We start from the raw sequence: 20,207 nt of genomic DNA on the forward strand, positions 1-20,207 counted from the left end.
GACCTCGATCTTTCGCGGCGGTCCGTCGGTTCTTCGGCGAGGCCGTTTCGGTTGTTCGGGCTGCGTCATCCGCCCGGTCCGTGAACGGCTCCAGCTGTGGGCGGAGTTCGAAGGGGCCCGGCCCGCGATCCTGGGGCCCCTGCTCGGCCTAGCCGACGGGCACAGTGGAGTGTCCGACGGTCCAGGGGTGGCCCCGAGGCGACCCAGGCGGCATCCCGCGGGCCCCCCACCAGCGGCAAAGCGGCTGGTGGGGGCCCATCTCGTCCTGGGCATTGCCCGTGATAACTAGAACTGATATCAGTTCTGATACACAGTCAGAAACATCGCGGGTTCCCGGGAGGCAGTCGGTCATGACCGAGCTTGTGGAGCACGGAAAGCTGTTCATCGGCGGGGAGTTGACCGATCCGCTCGGCGGCGACGTCATCGAGGTGATCTCGCCCCACACCGAGGAGGTCATCGGCCGTGTGCCGCACGCCTCCGAGGCCGACGTCGACCGGGCCGTCGCCGCCGCACGCGCGGCCTTCGACCGCGGGCCCTGGCCCCGGATGAGCGTCGAGGAGCGGATCGAGGTCGTCACCCGGATCAAGGACGCCATCGCCGTACGCCACGAGGAGATCGCCCGCTCGATCAGCGCGCAGAACGGCTCCCCGTACTCCTGGAGCGTCCTCGCCCAGGCGCTCGGCGCCATGATGGTGTGGGACGCGGCGATCACCGTCGCGCGCGACTACCCGTACGAGACCCCCCGCGCCGGTGTCCTCGGACCGATTCTCGTGCGGCGCGAGCCGGTGGGTGTGGTGGCGGCGGTCGTGCCGTGGAACGTCCCGCAGTTCACCGCCGCAGCCAAGCTCGGACCCGCGCTCCTCGCCGGCTGCACCGTGGTCCTCAAGCCGTCGCCCGAGTCCCCGCTCGACTCGTACATCCTCGCCGACATCGCGACCGAGGCCGGACTCCCGGAGGGCGTCCTGTCGATCCTGCCCGCCGACCGCGAGGTCAGCGAGTACCTGGTGGGGCACCCGGGCGTCGACAAGGTCTCCTTCACCGGATCGGTCGCGGCCGGAAAGCGCGTGATGGAGGTCGCCTCCCGCAACCTCACCCGCGTCACCCTCGAACTCGGCGGCAAGTCCGCGGCCGTGATCCTGCCCGACGCAGACGTGGCGACGGCGGTCGCCGGGATCGTGCCGGCCGCCTGGATGAACAACGGCCAGGCGTGTGTCGCCCAGACCCGCATCCTCGCCCCCCGCAGCCGGTACGACGAGATCGCCGAGGCGTTCGCCGCGGCCGCCGGTGCGCTCGTGGTCGGCGACCCGCTCGACCCGGCGACCCAGGTCGGTCCGCTGGTGGCCAGGAGGCAGCAGCAGCGCTCCCTCGACTACATCGGCATCGGCCAGGAGGAAGGCGCCAAGGTCCTTGCCGGCGGCGGCCGTCCGGCCGGCCTCGACCGCGGCTGGTACGTCGAGCCGACCCTCTTCGGAGGCGTCGACAACACCATGCGGATCGCCCGGGAGGAGATCTTCGGGCCGGTCATCTGTCTTCTTCCGTACGGGGACGAGAGCGAGGCGCTCAGGATCGCGAACGACTCCGACTACGGGCTCAGCGGCAGCGTCTGGACCGGGGACGTGGAGCACGGCATCGACTTCGCACGGCAGGTGCGGACGGGCACGTTCAACGTGAACACCTTCAGCCTGGACATGCTGGGGCCGTTCGGCGGCTACAAGAACTCAGGCCTGGGACGGGAGTTCGGCCCGGAGGGCTTCGGCGAGTACCTGGAGCACAAGATGATCCACCTGCCGGCCGGTTACGAGGGGCAGGGTGGCGCCTGATGGGCGACCGCTGGCACGTCGAGGTCGACCGGGGGGTGTGCATCGGCTCCGGCATGTGCGTGAACCACGCCCCGGACGGCTTCCGCCTCGACACTGCCCGCCAGTCCCACCCGCGCGAACCGGAGTCGGACGCGAACGAGAAGGTGCTCGCGGCGGCCGAGGGGTGCCCGGTGGAGGCCATCCTGATCACCCTCCTGGATGGCGGGGAGCCGATATTCCCTCCTGAGGAGTAGGCGGCCCGTGGAACACTCCTGCAGCACTGCCGGGCGAACCGTGCCCGGCAGTCGTCGAACAGGGGTGGGGAACGAACATGCGCAGGACGGCGATGAGGCGGGCCGCCATGACCGCTGTCGCCGTGGCCGTCGTACTCGGTGCCGCGGGCTGCGGCGCGGGGGAGGGAGGCGGGGCGTCCGCCTCGGCCCGGCCCGAGGACTCCGGGCCGTTCACGAAGGACCGGGCGCGGGCGGACCTCGACACGTCGACCGCGGACGCCGGGGCTCCCGCCGCCGACCCGGACTGGGCCGCAATGGACGCGCGTGCCAAGCCCGGCTCGTTGGGGGCATGCGGGGTCTCCTATCGCGGCTACGGCACGGAGAAGGACCGGGTCGAGCTCCCACGCTACGAGGCCGTGGTGGACGAACTGCGCGAGCGCGGTTGGCGGCAAGCCGGAGAGCGGAGGGAGCGCAAGACCGGCGACGGGACGATCGGTGAAGTCCTGTGGGTCTTCAAGAAGCGCGGCTGGACCTTGGTGACGGAGTTCCGGAACTTTCCCGATGCGGGCTACATCAACCTGGCGGCCTTCGAAGACACCTGCCGCGACCAGGCCGTCGGCGCTGCGGGCGTCGGCCCGCTCGACTGACCGTTCCGGCCTGTGCCTTGCCGGAGGAGGCGTTTCCACGTGCAAAACTACTCCCTTGATGGCGGGGGCAAAGGGCCTTCGTGCGCCTGGAATTGGGAGTGTTGTGCGCAAGGCGAAGTGGGTGGCCGCGGCCGCCGGTGTGGTGCTGCTGGTCGCGGGTTGCGGCGGCGAGGGCGGCTCGGGCAAGAACAAGGGCGGCTCGTCCTCCAGCTCCACGAGCGGTTCCACCGGCGGGGGTTCGGACGCGGGCGGCGGCGACAGCCCGGACGCGGCCGCGGTGGAGAAGGAGATCGAGGCCGCTGCCACGGCGGCGGGCTTCGTCCAGGACGCCTCGGGCGAGGACGTACCGGCGGAGCTGAAGGACTGCATGGTGTCCTGGACGGCCGACACGAAGAAGGTCGCCGACCCGAAGACGGCCTACGACGCCACGGTGAAGACGCTGTCCGGCGGCGGCTGGACGGAGGGCCAGGGCACCGAGCAGGCCGGGTCCACCATCAAGACGCTGAACAAGGGCACCTGGTCGCTCAAGGCCAGCAACCACGGCGCCGCAGGCTTCTCGATCGTGATGTTCATCGGCACGGACAACACCGCGAAGTGCGAAGCCCTGTTCAAGGCCGACCTGGAGAAGAACAAGAAGCCGTAACGGCTCGCTCACACCGTCCCGCGGCCCTCCGGGGCCGCGGACGCGGTCGGCGCGGCGGCCACGGGGTGCGCGGTCGCCGGCCCGTTCGGCACGGTCAGGTCGATCAGCCGGCAGACCGTCTCGATGTCGATCTTCACCTGGGCGATCGAGGCCCGCCCCGACAGCCAGGTGATCAGAGCCGAGTGCCAGGTGTGCTCGATCACCCGCACCGCCGACAGCTGCTGAGGCGTCGGGTGCTCCAGGCCCATCGCGTCCAGGATGATCGCCGTCGTCAGCCGCGAGACCGTGTCCACCTCGGGGCTCACGCTCCGGTCCGCGAACGTCAGCGCCCGCACCATCGCGTCCGCCAACTGCGGCTCCCGCTGGAGCGCCCGGAAGGCCCGCATCAGCGTCTCCGCGACCCGCTCCGCCGAGCTCTCGCCCGCCGGCGGACGCTTCCGCAGCGTCGTGTGCATGTGCTGGAGCTGGTCCTGCATCGTCGCGACCAGCAGATGGATCTTGGAAGGGAAGTAGCGGTACAACGTGCCCAGCGCCACCCCTGCCGCCTCGGCGACCTCGCGCATCTGTACGGCGTCGAAACCGCCCCGCCCGGCGAGCTGCGCGCTGGCGTGCAGGATGCGGCGGCGACGCGCCTCCTGGCGCTCTGTCAGGGGCGGCGAGGCGGGTCTGTCTTCCGACGTCATGAGGTCCCGTTCCGTGCGGTGAGGGAGCGACAGTATGGCGGGGCTCCGGCCGTGGCGCGAATCACCTGATCCGGCTCTTACGGCGGGGCTACCTGCCGGTAGATTCTGTGCTCCTTGAACGATCAAGAACGATCAAGTCTGAAACTTGTTCTAGATTAGCGCGAGCGGTTACGCTCCCGCGAAACGCAAGCTCGAAGGGGGCAGCGAGTGACCGCTGAGGCCATAGAAGCAGGCCCCCGCCGGGGCACCGCCCCAGATGCTCCCACCGACGGTGACAGTCCGTTGCGGATCGCTCTCCTCACGTACAAGGGGAATCCGTTCTGCGGCGGCCAGGGCGTCTACGTCCGGCATCTCTCCCGCGAGCTCGCCCGCCTCGGACACCATGTCGAAGTCATCGGCTCGCAGCCGTACCCCACCCTCGACGAGGGTGTCCCGCTCACCGAGATCGCCAGCCTCGACCTCTACCGCTCGCCGGACCCCTTCCGCACGCCGAAGCGGGACGAGTACCGCGACTGGATCGACGCTCTCGAGGTCGCCACCATGTGGACCGGCGGCTTCCCCGAGCCCCTCACCTTCTCCCTGCGCGCCCGGCGCATGCTCGCCGCCCGCCGCGGGGACTTCGACGTCGTCCACGACAACCAGACCCTCGGGTACGGGCTCCTCGGCGGCACCAAGGCGCTCGGCGCCCCGCTCGTCACCACGATCCACCACCCCATCACCGTCGACCGGCAGCTCGAACTCGACGCCGCCGCCGACTGGAAGCGCCGCGCCTCCGTCCGCCGCTGGTACGGCTTCACCCGGATGCAGAAGCGGGTCGCCCGCCGCATGCCGTCCGTGCTGACCGTCTCCGGCACCTCCCGGCAGGAGATCGTCGAGCACCTCGGCGTACGCGACGACCGCATCCGGGTCGTCCACATCGGCGCCGACACCGACCTGTGGTCCCCCGACCCGTCCGTCGCCGAGATCCCCGGCCGGATCGTCACGACCTCCAGCGCCGACGTCCCGCTCAAGGGCCTCATCCATCTCGTCGAGGCCCTCGCCAAGCTCCGCACCGAGAACCCGGCCGCCCACCTCGTCGTCGTCGGCAGGCGGGCCGAGGACGGGCCGGTCGCGCAGGCCATCGAACGGTACGGACTCGAGGACGCCGTCGAGTTCGTCAAGGGAATCTCGGACGCCGAGCTCGTGGACCTGGTGCGCTCCGCCCAGGTCTCCTGCGTGCCCTCGCTGTACGAGGGGTTCTCGCTGCCGGCCGCCGAGGCCATGGCAACCGGGACCCCGCTGGTCGCCACCACCGGCGGCGCGATCCCCGAGGTCGCCGGCCGTGACGGCGAGACCTGCCTGGCCGTGCCGCCCGGCGACGCGGGCGCCCTCGCGGCCGCCCTCGCCCGGCTGCTCGGCGACGCGGACCTAAGGACCCGGCTGGGCGCCGCGGGGCGGGCCCGGGTCCTCGCCAACTTCACCTGGGCGCGGGCCGCCCAGGGCACCGCCGACCTGTACCGCGAGGCCATCGCCTCGCGGGGGAGCGCCGCCCGGCAGAGGGCCCACAGGTGACCGCCTCCCGGCGTCACCGGGGACCCGACGGGACCGCCCCCAGGTGACCGCCTCTCCGCTTCGCCGCCTCCACCCCCGCACCACCACCCATCCGGAAGGGCAGACCCCGTGCTGACCGTCGACTTCACCCGCTTCCCGCTCGCCCCCGGCGACCGCGTGCTCGACCTGGGCTGCGGTGCGGGCCGGCACGCCTTCGAGTGCTACCGGCGCGGCGCCCAGGTCGTGGCCCTCGACCAGAACGGCGAGGAGATCCGCGAGGTCGCCAAGTGGTTCGCGGCGATGAAGGAGGCCGGCGAGGCCCCGGCCGGCGCGACCGCCACCGCGATGGAGGGCGACGCGCTGAACCTGCCGTTCCCCGACGAGTCGTTCGACGTCGTGATCATCTCCGAGGTCATGGAGCACATCCCGGACGACAAGGGTGTCCTCGCCGAGATGGTCCGGGTGCTCAAGCCCGGCGGCCGGATCGCCATCACCGTCCCGCGCTACGGCCCCGAGAAGATCTGCTGGGCGCTCTCCGACGAGTACCACGAGGTCGAGGGCGGCCACATCCGCATCTACAAGGCGGACGAGCTCCTGGCCAAGATCCGCCAGGCCGGCCTCAAGCCGTACGGCACGCACCACGCGCACGCGCTGCACTCGCCGTACTGGTGGCTGAAGTGCGCCTTCGGCGTGGACAACGACAAGGCCCTGCCGGTGCGGGCGTACCACAAGCTCCTGGTCTGGGACATCATGAAGAAGCCCGCCCTCACCCGGGTCGCCGAGCAGCTGCTCAACCCGGTCGTCGGCAAGAGCTTCGTGGCGTACGCGACCAAGCCGCATCTGCCGAAGGCCGACACGGACGCCGTGGACGCAGTGGACGCCGCCAAGTGACCTCTCCCGAGCAGATCGCGGAGCACCTGCTCCTGCCCGGGGTCCTCACCGCCGAGCAGGCCGCCGAGACCGTCGCCGGGATACTCGCCGTCCAGCGCGAGGACGGGGCGATCCCGTGGTTCCGGGGTCACCACCTCGACCCGTGGGACCACACCGAGGCCGCCATGGCCCTGGACACGGCGGGCGAGCACGCCGCGGCCACCCGTGCCTACGAGTGGCTGGCCCGGCACCAGAACGCCGACGGCTCCTGGTACGCGGCCTACCACGACGGCGACCACACGGACGTCACCGACCGGGGCCGCGAGACCAACTTCGTCGCCTACGTCGCCGTCGGCGTCTGGCACCACCACCTCGCGACCGGCGACGACGCCTTCCTCGACCGGATGTGGCCGGTCGTCTACTCCGCCGTCGAGTTCGTCCTCGGCCTCCAGCAGGCCGGCGGGCAGATCGGCTGGAAGCGCGAGGAGGACGGCACGCCGGTGAACGACGCCCTCCTCACGGGGAGTTCGTCCATCCACCACGCGCTCCGCTGCGCGCTCGCCATCGCCGAGGCCCGCGAGGAGCCCCAGCCCGACTGGGAGCTCGCCGCGGGCGCGCTCGGCCACGCGATCCGCAACCACCCCGAGCGCTTCCTCGACAAGTCCCGCTACTCGATGGACTGGTACTACCCGGTCCTCGGCGGCGCGCTGACGGGCGCGGCCGCGCAGGCCCGTATCGACGCGCACTGGGACGAGTTCGTGGTCCCGGGGCTCGGCGTGCGGTGCGTGCTGCCCAACCCGTGGGTCACCGGCGGCGAGAGCTGCGAACTCGCCCTCACCCTCTGGGCGATGGGGGAGTCCGACCGGGCCCTGGAGATCCTCCAGTCCATCCAGCACCTGCGCGCCGAGGGCGGCATGTACTGGACGGGGTACGTCTTCGAGGGCGACAAGGCCGTGTGGCCCGAGGAGCTCACCACCTGGACCGCCGGCTCCCTGCTGCTCGCCGTGGCGGCGCTCGGCGGCGACGAGGCGACGGTGGCGGTCTTCGGCGGGGAACGGCTGCCGAAGGGGCTGGAGCCGGACTGCTGCGGGTAGTCGTCGGCTCCGGTCGGCCCGGCCCACCTGGCCGGGCGGCCCGGTCCACGAGCCGCCCGGCCCACGAGCCGGCCCGGCGCCGGCGCGTCGTGACGTGACACATCGGTCCGCGGGTTTTTTGACGCGTGCCAGTCGTCCGGAGGACGCTCTGGACATGCCTCAGACAGAGAACTCCCCGAGTGTGCTGCTCGAAGCGCGATCGGCCGTCGTGATTTCCGCCGAGCCGCATGCCGTCTATTCCATCGTCAGTGATCTCCCGCGCAGTGGTGAATGGAGCCCGGAATGCGTCGGGGGCGCATGGGTGTCCGGTGAGCCGGGTGCGGTGGGTTCGGTCTTCCGGGGGGAGAACGAGCGCAGTCCCGAGGTCGTGGCCTGGGCGCCTGTGGTGCGGGGGACCTGGCACACGGAGGCCGAAGTCGTCGCGGCCGAGCCCGGGGTGACGTTTCGTTGGTCGATGCGGAACAGTTCCGGAGAACGTCAGGACAGCGTCTGGGGATTCGACGTCGAACCGTCGGGATCCGGCAGCCTCCTGACGCACCATTTCCGCATGGGAAATCCCACCGAGGGAATCCAGGGAATCACCGCGGAAATGGACGGCCCCACCCGGGCGCGCTTTTTCGCGGAGTGGCAGGCCAAGGTGGCCGACGACCTCGCGGCCACGGTGAAGCGCATCAAAGGCATCGTCGAGCGAGGGTGACTGGCGCGACAGAACCTGGATAGTTAGACTCCAGGATTATGCGTACGGGTGAAGTCGTCGAGTGGGGCCTGCACTGCTGTCTGACGCTGGCCTGGCTCGACGAGAAGCAGCCGGCGCCGTCGGCGAAGCTGGCGGCGGTGTTCGACCTGTCGCCCTCGTACCTCAACAAGTGCTTGCAACGCCTGGTCCGGGCGGGGATTCTGACCTCCACCTCCGGACCCCGCGGGGGCGTGCGCCTGGCAAGGGCCCCCGAAGCCATCACAGTCATGGACATCGTCTCGGCTCTGGAAGGCCGTGACGAACTCTTCCGCTGCTCGGAGTTGAGGCAGCGGGGGGCGGGCGGTGCGGAGATCCCCGCATCCGAGTCCCTGCAACCGTGCGGCATCGCCACCGTGATGCGCCGGGCCGAGATGGCATGGCGACGTGAACTCGCCGGCCAGACCCTTGCCGATCTGATGGCATCCGCCCCGGCCACCACGCCGCGCAGGATCCGCAGGAGTTACGACCGCATCTCCACCTGAGTCTCGCCGGCACTTCCGGCGTGGGCGCATCAGGCTGCCCTGCGCCCCAGACTCGCCCCCGACCCCTTGACCTGACCCTCCCAGCGGGAGATTCGAGATGAAAACTATCCTGAATAAGGAACGGCAGAACCCGACGGACCAGGAGGCGGGAGGCCGAGGACTCGGCCCCACCTTCGTCCTCGCGCTCGGCACCTTCGCCGTCGGTACCGACGCCTTCGTCGTGGCCGGCTTCCTGCCCTCCATGGCCCAGTCGCTGGACGTGTCCACGTCCGCGGCGGGCCAGTCCGTCACCCTCTTCGCCGCGGCCTACGCGGTCCTGTCGCCCGTCCTCGCCACCCTCACCGCGCGCATCCCGCGACGCACCCTGCTCGTGTCGGCGCTGGTCGTCCTCGCCCTGGCCAACCTGCTCTCCGCGCTCGCCCAGGACTACCCCACCCTCCTGATCAGCCGGGTCCTCGCGGCAGCCGGTGCCGCCGCGTACACCCCCAACGCCGGCGCCGTCAGCGCCGCCCTGGTCCGCCCCGAACTGCGCGCCCGCGCTCTCGCCGTCGTCATCGGCGGCCTCACCATCGCCACGGCACTCGGCGTCCCGCTCGGCAATGCCGCCTCGCAGTGGACGAGTTGGCGTGTCGCGCTCGGCGCCGTCGCCGCACTCGGCCTGATCTGCGCGATCGGTGTCCTGCTCGTCATGCCGCACCTGCCCGGCGGCCCCCGAGTCCCGCTCGCCACGCGGCTCGCCGTCCTGCGCAAGCCCGGAGTGATCGCCGTACTGCCGCTGACCGTCCTCGGGATGGCCGCCTGCTACACCGCGTACGCCTACAGCGTGCCCACCCTGAAGGCCGTCGGTGTGCCGCAGTCCGGCGTGACGCTGATGCTCTTCCTGTACGGAGTGGGCGCCGTCGTCGGCAACTTCGTCGCCGGACAGGCCACCGACCGGGTCGGCTCCGTCCGCGTGCTCACCGTCGGCTATGTCGTCATGACCGCCACCTTCGGCATCCTGACCTGGCTCGCCGGGGCCTCGGCACACCTTCCCGTCCTGGTCGGCGTGCTCGCCCTGGCCTGGGGAGCGAGCAGTTGGTGCCAGACGCCCCCGCAGCAGCACCGCCTGATCTCCGCCGCCCCGCAGGAGGCGGCCCTCGTGGTGTCGCTCAACTCCTCCGGCATCTACCTCGGCGTCGGCCTCGGCACGGTCATCGGCGGACTCGCCCTGCCCACCGGTGTCTGGCTGGTCTATCTGATCGGCGGAATCCTCGCCCTCGCCTCGCTCGTCTGGCTCCGCGCCGGCGCGTTCCTCATGAAGCGTCCGTGAAAGGGGCCACCACGATGACCGTCGCACCGAACCCCACACCGGACTCCACACCGGAGTCCGCACCGGAGTCCGCACCGGAGTCCGCATTAGATTCCGCGCTGGACTCCCTGTCGGACCCCGCGCCTGACCCCACACCGAACTCCGCACCGGACCTCGCGCCCGAGATCACCGGCGCCGACTGTCTGATGCGCGCCCTGGAGGCCGCCGGAGCGGACCTCGTCTTCGGCATGCCCGGCGGAGCGATCCTCCCCGCGTACGACGCACTCCTCGACGCTCCGTCGATCCGGCACGTCCTCGTCCGGCACGAGCAGGGCGCCGGGCACGCCGCCGCCGGATACGCCCAGGCCACCGGCCGGGTCGGCGTCTGCATAGCGACCTCGGGGCCCGGCGCCACCAACCTGGTCACGGCCATCGCGGACGCCCATGTCAACGACGTGCCCCTGGTGGTGATCACCGGTCAGGTGCCCAAGGAGCTCGTCGGCACCGACGCCTTCCAGGAGGTCGACTTCTGCGGCGTCACCCGGCCCGTGACTCGTCACAGTTACCTCGTCAGCGACCCCGCCGAGATCGCGGAGTGCGTCCTGGACGCCTTCCGCATCGCCGGCGGCGAGTACCCGGGCCCGGTCGTCGTCGACATCACCAAGGACGCGCTCCAGCGGCGGGTACGGCAACCGGCCCTGCCGTACCGGCCCGCCCCGGTCCGCCCGAGGCCCGCCCCTGCGGCGGTTCAGGGCGATCCGGCGGGGGCGGACACCCCCTTGGGGGCCGTTCTGGCCACCCTGGCCCGCGCCACCGGCCCGGACACGCTGCACGTCCTCGGCGGCGAACTCCACCATCTGTGGCGGGGGAGCGACGACTCGACGCTCGCCTCCCACCAGTGGAGCACCCCCGGCTACGCCCTGCCGGCCGCCCTGGGCGCCCGGATGGGCCTGCCGGACCGGAACGTCTGGGTGGTCACCGACCCCGGCTGCTTCCTGGCCACCGGGCGCGAGCTTGTCACGGCCGCACTGAACAAGGTGCCGCTGAGGGTCCTCGTCCTGCGGGACGCGAGCGGGGCCGTCGCCGATCTCGGCGGCATGGCCGAGGCGATGGGCTGCCGCGCCCTCGGCCGTACGGATCCGGCGGGTCTCGCCGCCGCCGTCGAGCGGGCGCACGCCGTGCACGACCGGCCGGTGCTCGTGGAGTGCGTCGTCCCGGGCGGAACCGAACCGGGCACGCAGCGAACATGGCCTGAAGTGGTCGTACCCGAAGCGGCCTGAAAGGGCCACGGGGGAGGGGCATCCGCGACCGGGCGGATGCCCCTCCCCTGTTGCGTGCCGTCCTTCGTCCCGTCAGCTCTCCGCGAGCTGCCGGGCCAGCTCCAGCCGCTTCACCTTGGTCGTCGCCGTGTGCGGCAGTTCGTCGAGCCGACGCTGCACCGGACGGGCGAGCATCGGCAGATCGGCCACCGCCCGCTGCCACACCAGCGGGTCCAGCGGGGCGTCGTCCCGGGTGCACACCACCGGGACGGCCCTGCCGTCAGGACCGGGGACGATGATGACCTCGACGAGCGAGGGGATGCTGCTGAAGAGCCGGTCCTCGATCTCCAGCGTGCTGTTGATGCCCGGGATCTCGTCCACCTCGCGGTCGAGCAGATGCAGACAGCCGAACTTCGTCCGGTAGCCGAGGTCGCCCATCCGCCACCAGCCGTCCGGCGTGACCTGCTCGCCGTACCGCTCCTCCTCACCCAGATAGGTGAGGATCCGTCCTCCGCTGCGGACTTCGATGCGTCCCGGGGAGGTACGGCTCACCGGTCGCCCGTCGCGGCTGACCACCCGAACCCGTGTCATACCGGGGAACGTGGTCCCCACGCACCGGTCCTCCTCGCCCGTACGGTGCCGACGCGTGTAGGTGCGGGCGGCGATGGCGCCGGTCTCGCTCTGGCCGTACGTCTGGGCGAAGTACGGCGCCCGGCGCCGCGAGGCGGCGAGCAGGGTGCGGACGGTCCGCGGATGGATGGCGTCGAAGGTGTTGCTGAAGCAGGTGACCCGGGCCAGCGGGCGGGCCGGGTGGTCCGCGAGGACCTCCCAGGCGAGCAGGGTGTTGGGGTGGGCCTCGATCACCCCCGGCGGTATCCGCGCGAACAGCTCGGCCACGGACTCCGGGTCGTCGTCCCGCAGCACGATCAGGGGATGCCCGCGGAGCGCGAACAGGGCGACTCCGCTGATCATCCGGGAGTGCGCGAAGGAGACGTGCAGGGCGAGCGGTTCGTGCCGGCCGACGGCCGCGAGGACCGCCGACTGCGGGCGGCAGCGGGCCTGGATCGTGAGGCCCGTCTGCACCGCCAGCTTCGGCAGCCCGGTCGTGCCCGAGGTGTGGGTGACCAGCGCCGGACCGTCCTGCGGCATGGTCACCGGGGCGACCCGCGGGACACCCGCGAGCCCTTCGAGCCCCACCGCGCCCGGGAAGTCGCCGACCGCCGTCAGCACCCGGTCGGCGAGCGTGAACACCTCCTCGGGCAGCTCGCCGTCCAGCTTCGCCGCGTCGGTCAGCAGGACCGGCCGGTCGAGCCGCTCCAGGAGCCGGGCCACCGTCCCGCCGTCGAGCTTGGGCGAGAGGAGCACCGGCACGCCACCGACCCGGGCCACGGCGTAGGCGAGCAGGGAGATGTCGAAGTTGTCCGTCTTGAACACGGCGACCCGCTGCCCGGGCCGTACATGCGCGGCCCACAGCCGGGAGGCGAAATCGTCCACGAGGTCGGCGAGTTCGGTGAGGGTCGGCCGACGCCCCAGGCCGGGTGCGATGTCCAGGTCGTGATCCAGGTAGACCGGATTCGCGGGATGGCGCGCGGCGGCCCGGTCGAAGACCGTGCCCAGCCGGATGCCCTTGTTGCCGATGCGTTGCAGGAACATGCGGGAAAACCCTTCGGTCTCGGGGCGTCCGCGGGGACCGGTGTCGACGTCCGGCCCGCGCTGCCCGGTCGAGCATCCTGAAGGGGTGCGCATGCGGCAACGAGGGCGCGGCCATCACGTCAAGTGGTCCCGATGTCCGTCATGTCGCGCGCGGCACGGCCTCCCGGATCTCCAGGAGCAGGTGCTCCACCGGCCCGTCGCCCTCCGGCACGTCCACTGCACCCACCTGCCGCAGTTCGCGCCCGCACTCCTCGGCGAGCCCGCGCAGCAGGGGCAGGTTCCCCCGGCTGCTGAAGTGCAGCAGGGCCCGGCCCTCGGGTGCCAGGCGGCCCGTCACCTCGGCGAGGAAGCGCCGGTGGGCGGCGTAGCCGGGGTCGACATAGGCGCGCTCGTGGTCGTTGCCGTAGTGGTAACCGTCCGGCGCGAGGACATAGTTGGAGCTCCAGAACACGGTGTCGAATCGTTCCTGCGGGTCCAGTGCCTGGAAGAGGTCGCTGTGCACGACCCGCATCCGTCCGGTCATGTCGTGCCGGGCCGCGTTCAGTTCGGTGTTCCGTACGGCGTTCGGGTTGATGTCGGCCGCCACGACCCGGTCGCAGCCCGCGAGCGCGGCCAGCACGGAGATCACGCCCGCACCACAGCCGATCTCCAGGAAGGCGCCCAGCCGCGCGGCCGGCGCGTCCGGACCGGGGACGCCGAGGCCCAGGAAGTCGAGCGCGGTCTCCGTGGAGGGGGAGTGGACCGGCGCGAACACCTCGTCCAGCAGATCCCACTCGTACCCTCGCATCGAGAAGACCCGAGGGCGGTCGGCACGCGTGCGCGACTCGGCGCAACGGGCCAGCGATCGTTCGTAACTCTGCGTCTGTCGCACGGGAACCTCGGCTGGAAGGAACGGTGCCGCCCGAAGGCGGCAGAGGACGCCACTCTCTCCCGTCCACCGGGTCCGGCGAAACGATCAGGCCATTTCCGCGGAGCCGTCGCTGCACGCCTGTTGAGACGCATTCGTGACCTCGGTCGAACTTCCCTACGATGAGGCGTCTGACCAGTAGTGATGGAGAGAACCACAGTCGTGGGGGGAACCGTGGACGAGGGGCCGGTCGCCGCCACCCGCGACGCCTTTGCATATCTGGAGCTGCTCGCGCGCGAGGCGCCCGCCGCCCACTTCGACGAGCCGCTGCGCCACGTCCCGCCCGCCCCCGGGACGGACGCCACCGCCGAGGGCGACGGCGCGACCTCCGACCGGGCACGGCAGCTCGCCCGCGAGATACAGGGGAAGTTCGAGCGGCAGCAGCGCCGCGACATGGGCAGCACCGCTCTCCTCGACGTGGCCCGCGAGTTCCTTGCCAGCCACGGTGTCGACGAGCTGCTGCGGCTGACCTGCCGCCGGGCGCGGACGCTCCTCAGCCTCGACATCGCGTACCTCTGCCTGTACGACCAGAAGACCGACAGTCATGTCGTCAAAGCCGTCGACGGCCACTCCTCCGATCTGACACCGGGCTTCGTGGTGCCGCCCGGCGCGGGACTCGCCAACCCCGCCACCCGGCGGGCGGCACCCGTGTGGAGCCAGGACTACCTCGCCGACACCCGGATCAACCACTCCGCCTCCATCGACGAGGTGGTACGGGCGGAGGGGCTGCGCGCGATCATCGCCGTCCCACTCGGCGGCAACGGCACCCACTTCGGGGTCCTGTACGCGGGACACCGCACGGTCCGCCACTTCTCCCCGGAGGAGGTGGCGCTGCTCGGGACCTTGAGCGAGATGGCGGCGGCGGCCCTGGAGAACGCCGGACTCCTGGACGAGTTGAGGGCCGAGACCACCGCGCGGGCCACCGAGGCCGTGCGGGTCGGCGAGGAGCTGCGCTCCGTTCGCCGGCTCGCCGAGGCACAGGCCGCGCTGATGGAGCGCACCCTGGACGGCAGTTCGCTGCCGCAGCTCCTGGCCGCCGCCGGAGACCTGCTGGGCGGGAGCGTCCTGCTCGCGGACGCGGCGGGCCGTACGGTGGTGGGGCACGGCGCCGCCGAGGCGCAGCCGGCTCCCGAGGCGTTCACCGCGGCGGCCCTGGCGGCACGGGCGACGGACGCCCCGGTGGAGTCGGCGCCCGGGGTGTGGATCGCTCCGGTCCGTGGCGCGGACGACCGGCTCGGTCATCTGGTGTTGCACCGAGCGGAGCCGCCGACCTCCGAAGACGCCGGTCTGCTGCGGCTCTGCGGCCAGGCCGTGGCCCTCCTTGTGCGACCGGGGGCGGTCACCGAGGAGACCGTTCTGCGCGAGGAACTCGCCGAGGCCCTGTTGATCGGCGGCGAGTGGATCGGGCAGCGGCTGCTCGCCCACGGCCGGACCGTCGGCCTCGACTTCACGGCACCGTTCGTCGTGGTGGCCGCCCGGCCCGTGGCAGGACTCACCGACCGGGCCCTCGCCTGGGCCGCCGCGTACACCCGCGACAACGGCGGCCTGCGGGTCCGGATCGACGACCACCTCGTCCTGCTGCTGCCGGGCGACGACCCGGCCGAAGCGGCCCGTACGGTCGAGGCGTTCGCCCGTGGCATGGGCAGCCCGGCCACCGTGGGCGCCGCGGGCCCGGTGACGGAGGGCCCGGGCGCCCTGCCCGCCATGTACGACCGCTCCGTACGGGCCCTGGGCACCCTCACGGCGCTCGGTGCCACCGGCAAGGCGGCATCCGCGCAGCAACTCGGCCCGGTGATGACCCTGCTCTCCCACGAGCGTGACGTCGACGGCTTCATCAGGGCGACGATCGGCCCGGTCCTGGAGTTCGACGCCCGGCGCTCCGCCGACCTCGCGGTCACCCTCGAGGCCTACTACGCGGCGGCAGGCAGCCCCACCCGGGCAGCGCGCCGCCTCTACCTCCACCCCAACACCGTCTCCCGGCGGCTCGAGCGGATCACCGAACTCCTCGGCCCCCAGTGGCAGGACCTGACCGCAGGCCTCGACATCCAGCTCGCCCTGCGGCTCCACCGGACACGGGAGTCCCTCGCACCCTGCCCGGATTCGGCCGACCGCTGAGCGGACCGTCGGCCCGAGCGGGCTGACGGCCGACGCGAGCTTCGGCGACGACGGTGGTCCGCGGCGCCTCACACCGGCACGGCGGTCCGTCGGCGCGACCGCGGGCCGACCCGCTGCTCCGGCGGCCGCCCCGGCGCCACGGCACCACCTCCGTCCGGCCCGGCCGGCTCCCGTGGCGCGAGCGTCCGCACCGCCTGGGCCACCGACACCATCGTCATGTGCCGGTGCCAGCCGGCGAAGGACCGGCCGCCGTAGTCGTGCAACCCCGAGCGGCCGGCCGATCCGCTCTGGGGCGAGTCCTCCGCCGCCGGCGTCGACGAGCCGCCGCCCGCGAGTTCGGTCAGCCGCAACAGGGCGGAGAGCGGCGCCGTCGTCAGGTCGGTCAGCCACAACCGGTCCGGCGCCGCCTGCGGCCCGAACCACTCCCCGACCAGGAGCCGTTCACCCAGCCGTCCGTGGTGCCGTCGACCTCCTTGTTCACCCGCCCCGGTCGGCAGGCTCACCCGCAGCGCCACCGCCATCCGGCACCCGTCGGCCCGGGTAACCGGGCGCCGCACCCCTGCCGAGGAGAGCAACTGCCGTGCCATGACGGACTGCTGACGTGTTCCGGCGTGCCCGCTGTCGCCGGCCAGCACCCGGGTGGCCCCGCTGATCCGGGCCAGCAGGGGTACCCGCCCCGCCTCGAACCGGCGCAGCAGCGTCACCAGCGCGGCGCGCCGCGCGTCGACGACGATCGGGCGGGCCGCCGAGGCCCTCCGGAGCGGCAGCTCCAGGGCGGTGGTCACCGTCGAGTCCTCCGGTGACTCCGGCGCCGTGTAGTCCGCCGGTACTCCGGCCCGCTCCCGTTCGGCCGGGTCGCCGAGGAGGCTCTCGGGCAGGTCGAGGTGCCAGTTGACCGGGATCTCGCCGCTCGACGAGGTCTGCCACAAGCCGTAGCCGAACTGGCCGTTCACGGTCCGTCCGAGCTCCGGTACCCAGCGCCGGTCGATCCCCACGAGTCGCTCCCCGGTCTTCGGCAGGGTGATCGGTCGCACCACCCACGCCGTCGGTGGGGCGGTCCGTTCCAGGAAATGGACCAGCGCCTCACGAACGGGCCGCCAGTCCCAGCCGGAGCTGGCGATGAAGTGGTGGAAGCGCTGCTCGGCCGCCGGCTCCCCGGAGTGCGTCGCGATGTTCCGCGCCGTCTTGCGGCCGGGCACCGTGAGCATGCCGCGCAGGTACTGGTCGGCGGTGCGCCGTTGGTCGCTTCTTCGCAGCGAGGCGAACACCTCGCGGCTCAGATCCATGAAAAGGTCCTCATCACTGTGCGTAGCGATGGGATACATGCCGGACCGGCCTCCTGCCGCTCGTCGAATGAGTTTTCGCACCTCAGACGCTTCCGGCTGACGACGATCCGGCACAAGGAGCGCCGGTCACACGACCGACGGTCTCTCAGGGTGACCCCGACGTCGGCTCGGATGCCGTCAGCACGTTCCACCAGCACGGGTCCCGGGCAGTGTGCCCGGACCACAGTGCGGCGGCCGTGGATGGTGGTGGCCGGGCTCCCCGGGGTCCGGCTCGGGCCGACTCCGTCCGGCCCTACGGCGGCCGAGGGGTGACCTCGCCACCGGCGCGGGCCCCGGAACGGGTCCCATCGCCCGGACGGAGTCGCCCGGGTGGCGGAGCCGCGGGGCCGACGCGAGGCTGAGGCCCGAAGCCCTTGAGGGAGGTCACGTCGTGCCCAGTCCCGTTCCGATACGCCGCGGAGCCGTGGCGGTCCTCCTGGCCTGCGCCCTGCTTCTGACGACAGCCGCCTGCGGCGGGGACGACGAGAGCGCGAGCGGCACCGCTTCGCCGTCCGGCACGGTCGAGCAGCAGCGGCTCGCCAAGACCCGGTTCGTCGCCAATGCGGGCCTGGCGGCCGGCGCGACGTACCAGTGGATCATCAAGCCGTACCGCGAGGGCAAGTTCAAGAAGGGCGCCGACGGTCAGAAGTTCGCGCTGGTCAAGGCGGGCCTCGCCGGAGCGTTCGCATACAACCGGCTCAAGGCGGCGGTGAACAACGCCAAGGGAGACGAGCTGCTCTCGAAGGCGGTCGCGCCGCTGACGGCGGGCATCGAGAAACTCAAGGACCTCGGCACCAAGCTCCGTAAGGGTGAGGCGAGCGAGGCGGATGTCGGGACGTTCGAGGACGTCATCAACGACGTGAAGGACGCCGGGAGGAGCGCGGGCGCCGTGGTGACCGACAAGGTGCCCAGCACGTCCCAGCTGGGCGGGTGAGACCGGCGCCACCGGCGGCGCGGAGCCGGGCGGTGAAAGGGCTGCCGAGGACTACGAGTTGAGCTCCGCGAGCAGTCTCAGTGTGGCGAGGTCCGGTGCCGTGACCAGCAGGTCCGTGACCGGACCCTTCCGCCACGCCTCCAGCCGTTCGGCGATCCGTTCCCTGGGCCCGACGAGCGAGATCTCGTCCGCGAAGGCGTCCGGCACGGCCAGCACGGCCTCCTCGCGCCGCCCGGCCGCGAACAGCTCCTGGATGTGCCGGGCCTCGGACTCGTACCCCATGCGCGCCATCAGATCGGCGTGGAAGTTGTGGGCGGTGTGCCCCATGCCGCCGATGTAGAAGCCGAGCATCGCCTTGACGGGCAGCAGCCCCTCGGCCGGGTCGTCGCAGAGCTGGGCGCGGACCATGGGGGCGACGAGGAAGGACTCCGGGAGCCGGTCGGGGAGCGCGTAGACCTCCGCGTACCGGGTCGGCGACCAGTAGAGCGGCAGCCAGCCGTCGGCGATCCGGAGCGTCTGGGCGATGTTCTTGGGCCCCTCGGCGCCGAGCAGCACGGGCAGATCCGCGCGGAGGGGGTGCGTGATCGGCTTCAGCGCCTTCCCGAGCCCGGTGCCGTCCTCCCCGGCGTACGGATGGGAGTGGAACCGCCCGTCGAGCGCGACGGGCCCCTCGCGCCGCAGCACCTGGCGGATCACGTCCACGTACTCGCGGGTCGCCGTCAGCGGACTGCGCGGGAACGGCCGTCCGTACCATCCCTCGACCACCTGCGGCCCGGACAGCCCGAGCCCGAGCATCATCCGGCCGCCGGAGAGATGGTCGAGCGTGAGCGCGTGCATGGCGGTGGCGGTGGGAGTCCGGGCGGCCATCTGTGCGACGGCGGTCCCGAGTCCGATGCGCGAGGTGTGTGCGGCGATCCAGGTCAACGCGGTGAACGCGTCGGACCCCCAGGCCTCGGCGGTCCACACGGAGTCGTACCCGAGCCGCTCCGCCTCCCGGGCGAGTTCGAGGTGAGCGGGCGAGGGGCCGCGTCCCCAGTAGCCGAGGGCGAGTCCGAGACGCATGGCGGGAAGCCTTCCTGACGGTGTGTCAGATACTTCCGGGGACTGTACGACAACGGCCCCCCGCCCGGAAGGGCGAGGGGCCGCTGAGGTGGAACGTCAGCCGCGCTGGATGCCGGTCGTGTCCTGGAGGACGCCGCGGCGGCCGTCCTGGGTCTGGGCGATCAGACCCGGACCGCGCTGCTCCACGGCCAGGTACCAGGTGCCGGGGGCCAGTTCGGCGATCGGGGTCGGCGAGCCGTCCTCCGCGTACAGCGGGCGGGCCACCGGGACCGCGAACCAGAACGGTGCGAAGTCGCCGGCGGGCTGCTGCGCCTGCGCCTGCGTCGGCTGCGGGGCGGCCGGGGCGGCGGCGGCCTGCGGGTCGGGCTGCGGCTGGCCGGGGTACGGCTGGGGCTGCGCGCCGAACGGCTGCTGCTGGGCGCCCGGGTAGCCGTAGCCGCCGGGAACGCCCGGCTGGCCGGGCTGACCCGGCTGGACGCCGTACGGCTGCGGGGTCTGCGGACGCGGGGCGCCGACCAGCGGAGCCTTCAGTGCCGGGACCAGCGGCGCGGCGACAGCGGCGCCGGCCAGGACCAGGGAGGCGATCAGGCCGAGGATGAGGCCCGCGCCGGCGTTCTCCGACTCGAAGATCCACATCAGCAGGTTCCAGGCCGTGGCCACGGTGAAGGCGACACCGACCTGGCCGAGGTCGAGACCGACGACCTTGCGGTTCTGGAGCTGGGGAAGGCCGCGCGACAGGACGACCAGGGCGGCGCCCGCGATGCCGAGAAGGAAGACACCCCAGCCGAGCGGGGAGAACTCCCAGGAGTTCGGGGAGTCGACGTTGCCACAGAAGCTGCCTTCGCAGCTGCTGGTGCCGAGGAACGAGGCGATGAACAGCACCACCGCTGCACCGATCAGCACGCCATCGCCTCGAGTGAGGGAGCGGATATTCACGTAAGAGTCCT

General features: G+C 72.0%; 19 protein-coding genes. 13 read left to right on the plus strand and 6 right to left on the minus strand.

What is annotated here, in order from left to right:
* Positions 1 to 350 precede the first annotated feature (350 nt).
* The 4 genes from ACFC0D_RS21310 (at position 351) to ACFC0D_RS21325 (ending at position 3,322) form a co-directional block, all read left to right on the plus strand.
* The gene (locus ACFC0D_RS21310) at positions 351 to 1,820 is read left to right on the plus strand and encodes an aldehyde dehydrogenase (protein ID WP_376438083.1); all 1,470 of its coding nucleotides are present in this window, start codon (positions 351 to 353) and stop codon (positions 1,818 to 1,820) included.
* Entirely contained in the window at positions 1,820 to 2,053 is a 234-nt protein-coding gene (locus ACFC0D_RS21315; RefSeq protein WP_376438085.1) for a ferredoxin, read from the plus strand. The genes ACFC0D_RS21310 and ACFC0D_RS21315 overlap by 1 nt, the downstream gene beginning before the upstream one ends.
* Positions 2,054 to 2,160: 107 nt before the next feature.
* Complete coding sequence (locus ACFC0D_RS21320; RefSeq protein WP_376438087.1) at positions 2,161 to 2,679, plus strand: hypothetical protein; 519 nt, start codon at positions 2,161 to 2,163, stop codon at positions 2,677 to 2,679.
* 103 nt (positions 2,680 to 2,782) lie between these two features.
* Entirely contained in the window at positions 2,783 to 3,322 is a 540-nt protein-coding gene (locus ACFC0D_RS21325; RefSeq protein WP_376438089.1) for a hypothetical protein, read from the plus strand.
* An 8-nt stretch (positions 3,323 to 3,330) separates the two neighbouring features.
* On the opposite strand, the gene ACFC0D_RS21330 is transcribed toward ACFC0D_RS21325, so the two are convergent.
* On the minus strand, positions 3,331 to 4,005 hold the full coding sequence (locus tag ACFC0D_RS21330) for a TetR family transcriptional regulator (RefSeq protein WP_376438091.1): 675 nt from the start codon (positions 4,003 to 4,005) through the stop codon (positions 3,331 to 3,333).
* Between the two features lie 207 nt (positions 4,006 to 4,212).
* Here ACFC0D_RS21330 and ACFC0D_RS21335 point away from each other — a divergent pair, with 207 nt between their 5' ends.
* The 7 genes from ACFC0D_RS21335 to ACFC0D_RS21365 all read left to right on the plus strand — a co-directional run bounded on the left by ACFC0D_RS21335 (position 4,213) and on the right by ACFC0D_RS21365 (position 11,285).
* Positions 4,213 to 5,556: a glycosyltransferase family 4 protein gene (locus ACFC0D_RS21335; protein ID WP_376438093.1), complete on the plus strand. Its 1,344-nt coding sequence runs from the start codon at positions 4,213 to 4,215 to the stop codon at positions 5,554 to 5,556.
* Between the two features lie 108 nt (positions 5,557 to 5,664).
* Positions 5,665 to 6,426 (plus strand): class I SAM-dependent methyltransferase, encoded by a 762-nt coding sequence (locus tag ACFC0D_RS21340; RefSeq protein WP_376438096.1) that lies wholly within the window; start codon positions 5,665 to 5,667, stop codon positions 6,424 to 6,426.
* Complete coding sequence (locus ACFC0D_RS21345) at positions 6,423 to 7,499, plus strand: prenyltransferase (RefSeq protein WP_376438098.1); 1,077 nt, start codon at positions 6,423 to 6,425, stop codon at positions 7,497 to 7,499. The genes ACFC0D_RS21340 and ACFC0D_RS21345 overlap by 4 nt, the downstream gene beginning before the upstream one ends.
* A gap of 154 nt (positions 7,500 to 7,653) precedes the next feature.
* The gene (locus ACFC0D_RS21350; RefSeq protein WP_376438100.1) at positions 7,654 to 8,196 is read left to right on the plus strand and encodes an SRPBCC family protein; all 543 of its coding nucleotides are present in this window, start codon (positions 7,654 to 7,656) and stop codon (positions 8,194 to 8,196) included.
* 38 nt (positions 8,197 to 8,234) lie between these two features.
* Complete coding sequence (locus ACFC0D_RS21355) at positions 8,235 to 8,717, plus strand: RrF2 family transcriptional regulator (RefSeq protein ID WP_376438102.1); 483 nt, start codon at positions 8,235 to 8,237, stop codon at positions 8,715 to 8,717.
* Positions 8,718 to 8,814: 97 nt separating this feature from the next.
* Positions 8,815 to 10,026 carry an MFS transporter gene (locus tag ACFC0D_RS21360; RefSeq protein ID WP_376438104.1) on the plus strand — a complete coding sequence of 404 codons (1,212 nt, stop codon included), beginning with the start codon at positions 8,815 to 8,817 and terminating at the stop codon, positions 10,024 to 10,026.
* A gap of 14 nt (positions 10,027 to 10,040) precedes the next feature.
* A complete protein-coding gene (locus tag ACFC0D_RS21365) occupies positions 10,041 to 11,285 on the plus strand; it encodes a thiamine pyrophosphate-binding protein (protein WP_376438106.1) in 1,245 nt (414 codons plus the stop codon).
* Between the two features lie 72 nt (positions 11,286 to 11,357).
* Here the strand turns inward: ACFC0D_RS21365 and ACFC0D_RS21370 are convergent, their stop codons facing one another.
* The gene (locus ACFC0D_RS21370; protein ID WP_376438108.1) at positions 11,358 to 12,917 is read right to left on the minus strand and encodes a class I adenylate-forming enzyme family protein; all 1,560 of its coding nucleotides are present in this window, start codon (positions 12,915 to 12,917) and stop codon (positions 11,358 to 11,360) included.
* Between the two features lie 139 nt (positions 12,918 to 13,056).
* Entirely contained in the window at positions 13,057 to 13,704 is a 648-nt protein-coding gene (locus ACFC0D_RS21375) for a 50S ribosomal protein L11 methyltransferase (RefSeq protein WP_376438110.1), read from the minus strand.
* 282 nt (positions 13,705 to 13,986) lie between these two features.
* Here ACFC0D_RS21375 and ACFC0D_RS21380 point away from each other — a divergent pair, with 282 nt between their 5' ends.
* Positions 13,987 to 15,939 carry a helix-turn-helix domain-containing protein gene (locus ACFC0D_RS21380; protein ID WP_376438112.1) on the plus strand — a complete coding sequence of 651 codons (1,953 nt, stop codon included), beginning with the start codon at positions 13,987 to 13,989 and terminating at the stop codon, positions 15,937 to 15,939.
* Positions 15,940 to 16,007: 68 nt separating this feature from the next.
* Here ACFC0D_RS21380 and ACFC0D_RS21385 read toward each other — a convergent pair whose 3' ends face one another.
* On the minus strand, positions 16,008 to 17,225 hold the full coding sequence (locus ACFC0D_RS21385; RefSeq protein ID WP_376438114.1) for an IS701 family transposase: 1,218 nt from the start codon (positions 17,223 to 17,225) through the stop codon (positions 16,008 to 16,010).
* 430 nt (positions 17,226 to 17,655) lie between these two features.
* Between ACFC0D_RS21385 and ACFC0D_RS21390 the strand changes: the two genes are divergently transcribed.
* The gene (locus ACFC0D_RS21390; protein ID WP_376438116.1) at positions 17,656 to 18,198 is read left to right on the plus strand and encodes a hypothetical protein; all 543 of its coding nucleotides are present in this window, start codon (positions 17,656 to 17,658) and stop codon (positions 18,196 to 18,198) included.
* Between the two features lie 51 nt (positions 18,199 to 18,249).
* On the opposite strand, the gene ACFC0D_RS21395 is transcribed toward ACFC0D_RS21390, so the two are convergent.
* Complete coding sequence (locus ACFC0D_RS21395) at positions 18,250 to 19,260, minus strand: LLM class F420-dependent oxidoreductase (protein WP_376438118.1); 1,011 nt, start codon at positions 19,258 to 19,260, stop codon at positions 18,250 to 18,252.
* A 96-nt stretch (positions 19,261 to 19,356) separates the two neighbouring features.
* The gene (locus tag ACFC0D_RS21400; RefSeq protein ID WP_376438120.1) at positions 19,357 to 20,196 is read right to left on the minus strand and encodes a DUF5336 domain-containing protein; all 840 of its coding nucleotides are present in this window, start codon (positions 20,194 to 20,196) and stop codon (positions 19,357 to 19,359) included.
* Positions 20,197 to 20,207: the final 11 nt, after the last annotated feature.

The organism is Streptomyces sp. NPDC056222 (genome assembly GCF_042264065.1).
In the GTDB taxonomy this organism is placed as follows: domain Bacteria; phylum Actinomycetota; class Actinomycetes; order Streptomycetales; family Streptomycetaceae; genus Streptomyces.

Bases quoted from the DNA above. Each gene is read 5' to 3' on its own strand.
- ACFC0D_RS21350 (WP_376438100.1), top strand. From the start codon at position 7,654: ATGCCTCAGACAGAGAACTCCCCGAGTGTGCTGCTCGAAGCGCGATCG.
- ACFC0D_RS21355 (WP_376438102.1), top strand. From the start codon at position 8,235: ATGCGTACGGGTGAAGTCGTCGAGTGGGGCCTGCACTGCTGTCTGACG.
- ACFC0D_RS21320 (WP_376438087.1), top strand. From the start codon at position 2,161: ATGACCGCTGTCGCCGTGGCCGTCGTACTCGGTGCCGCGGGCTGCGGC.
- ACFC0D_RS21375 (WP_376438110.1), bottom strand. From the start codon at position 13,704: ATGCGAGGGTACGAGTGGGATCTGCTGGACGAGGTGTTCGCGCCGGTC.
- ACFC0D_RS21315 (WP_376438085.1), top strand. From the start codon at position 1,820: ATGGGCGACCGCTGGCACGTCGAGGTCGACCGGGGGGTGTGCATCGGC.
- ACFC0D_RS21395 (WP_376438118.1), bottom strand. From the start codon at position 19,260: ATGCGTCTCGGACTCGCCCTCGGCTACTGGGGACGCGGCCCCTCGCCC.
- ACFC0D_RS21370 (WP_376438108.1), bottom strand. From the start codon at position 12,917: ATGTTCCTGCAACGCATCGGCAACAAGGGCATCCGGCTGGGCACGGTC.
- ACFC0D_RS21360 (WP_376438104.1), top strand. From the start codon at position 8,815: ATGAAAACTATCCTGAATAAGGAACGGCAGAACCCGACGGACCAGGAG.
- ACFC0D_RS21310 (WP_376438083.1), top strand. From the start codon at position 351: ATGACCGAGCTTGTGGAGCACGGAAAGCTGTTCATCGGCGGGGAGTTG.
- ACFC0D_RS21330 (WP_376438091.1), bottom strand. From the start codon at position 4,005: ATGACGTCGGAAGACAGACCCGCCTCGCCGCCCCTGACAGAGCGCCAG.
- ACFC0D_RS21385 (WP_376438114.1), bottom strand. From the start codon at position 17,225: ATGGATCTGAGCCGCGAGGTGTTCGCCTCGCTGCGAAGAAGCGACCAA.
- ACFC0D_RS21365 (WP_376438106.1), top strand. From the start codon at position 10,041: ATGACCGTCGCACCGAACCCCACACCGGACTCCACACCGGAGTCCGCA.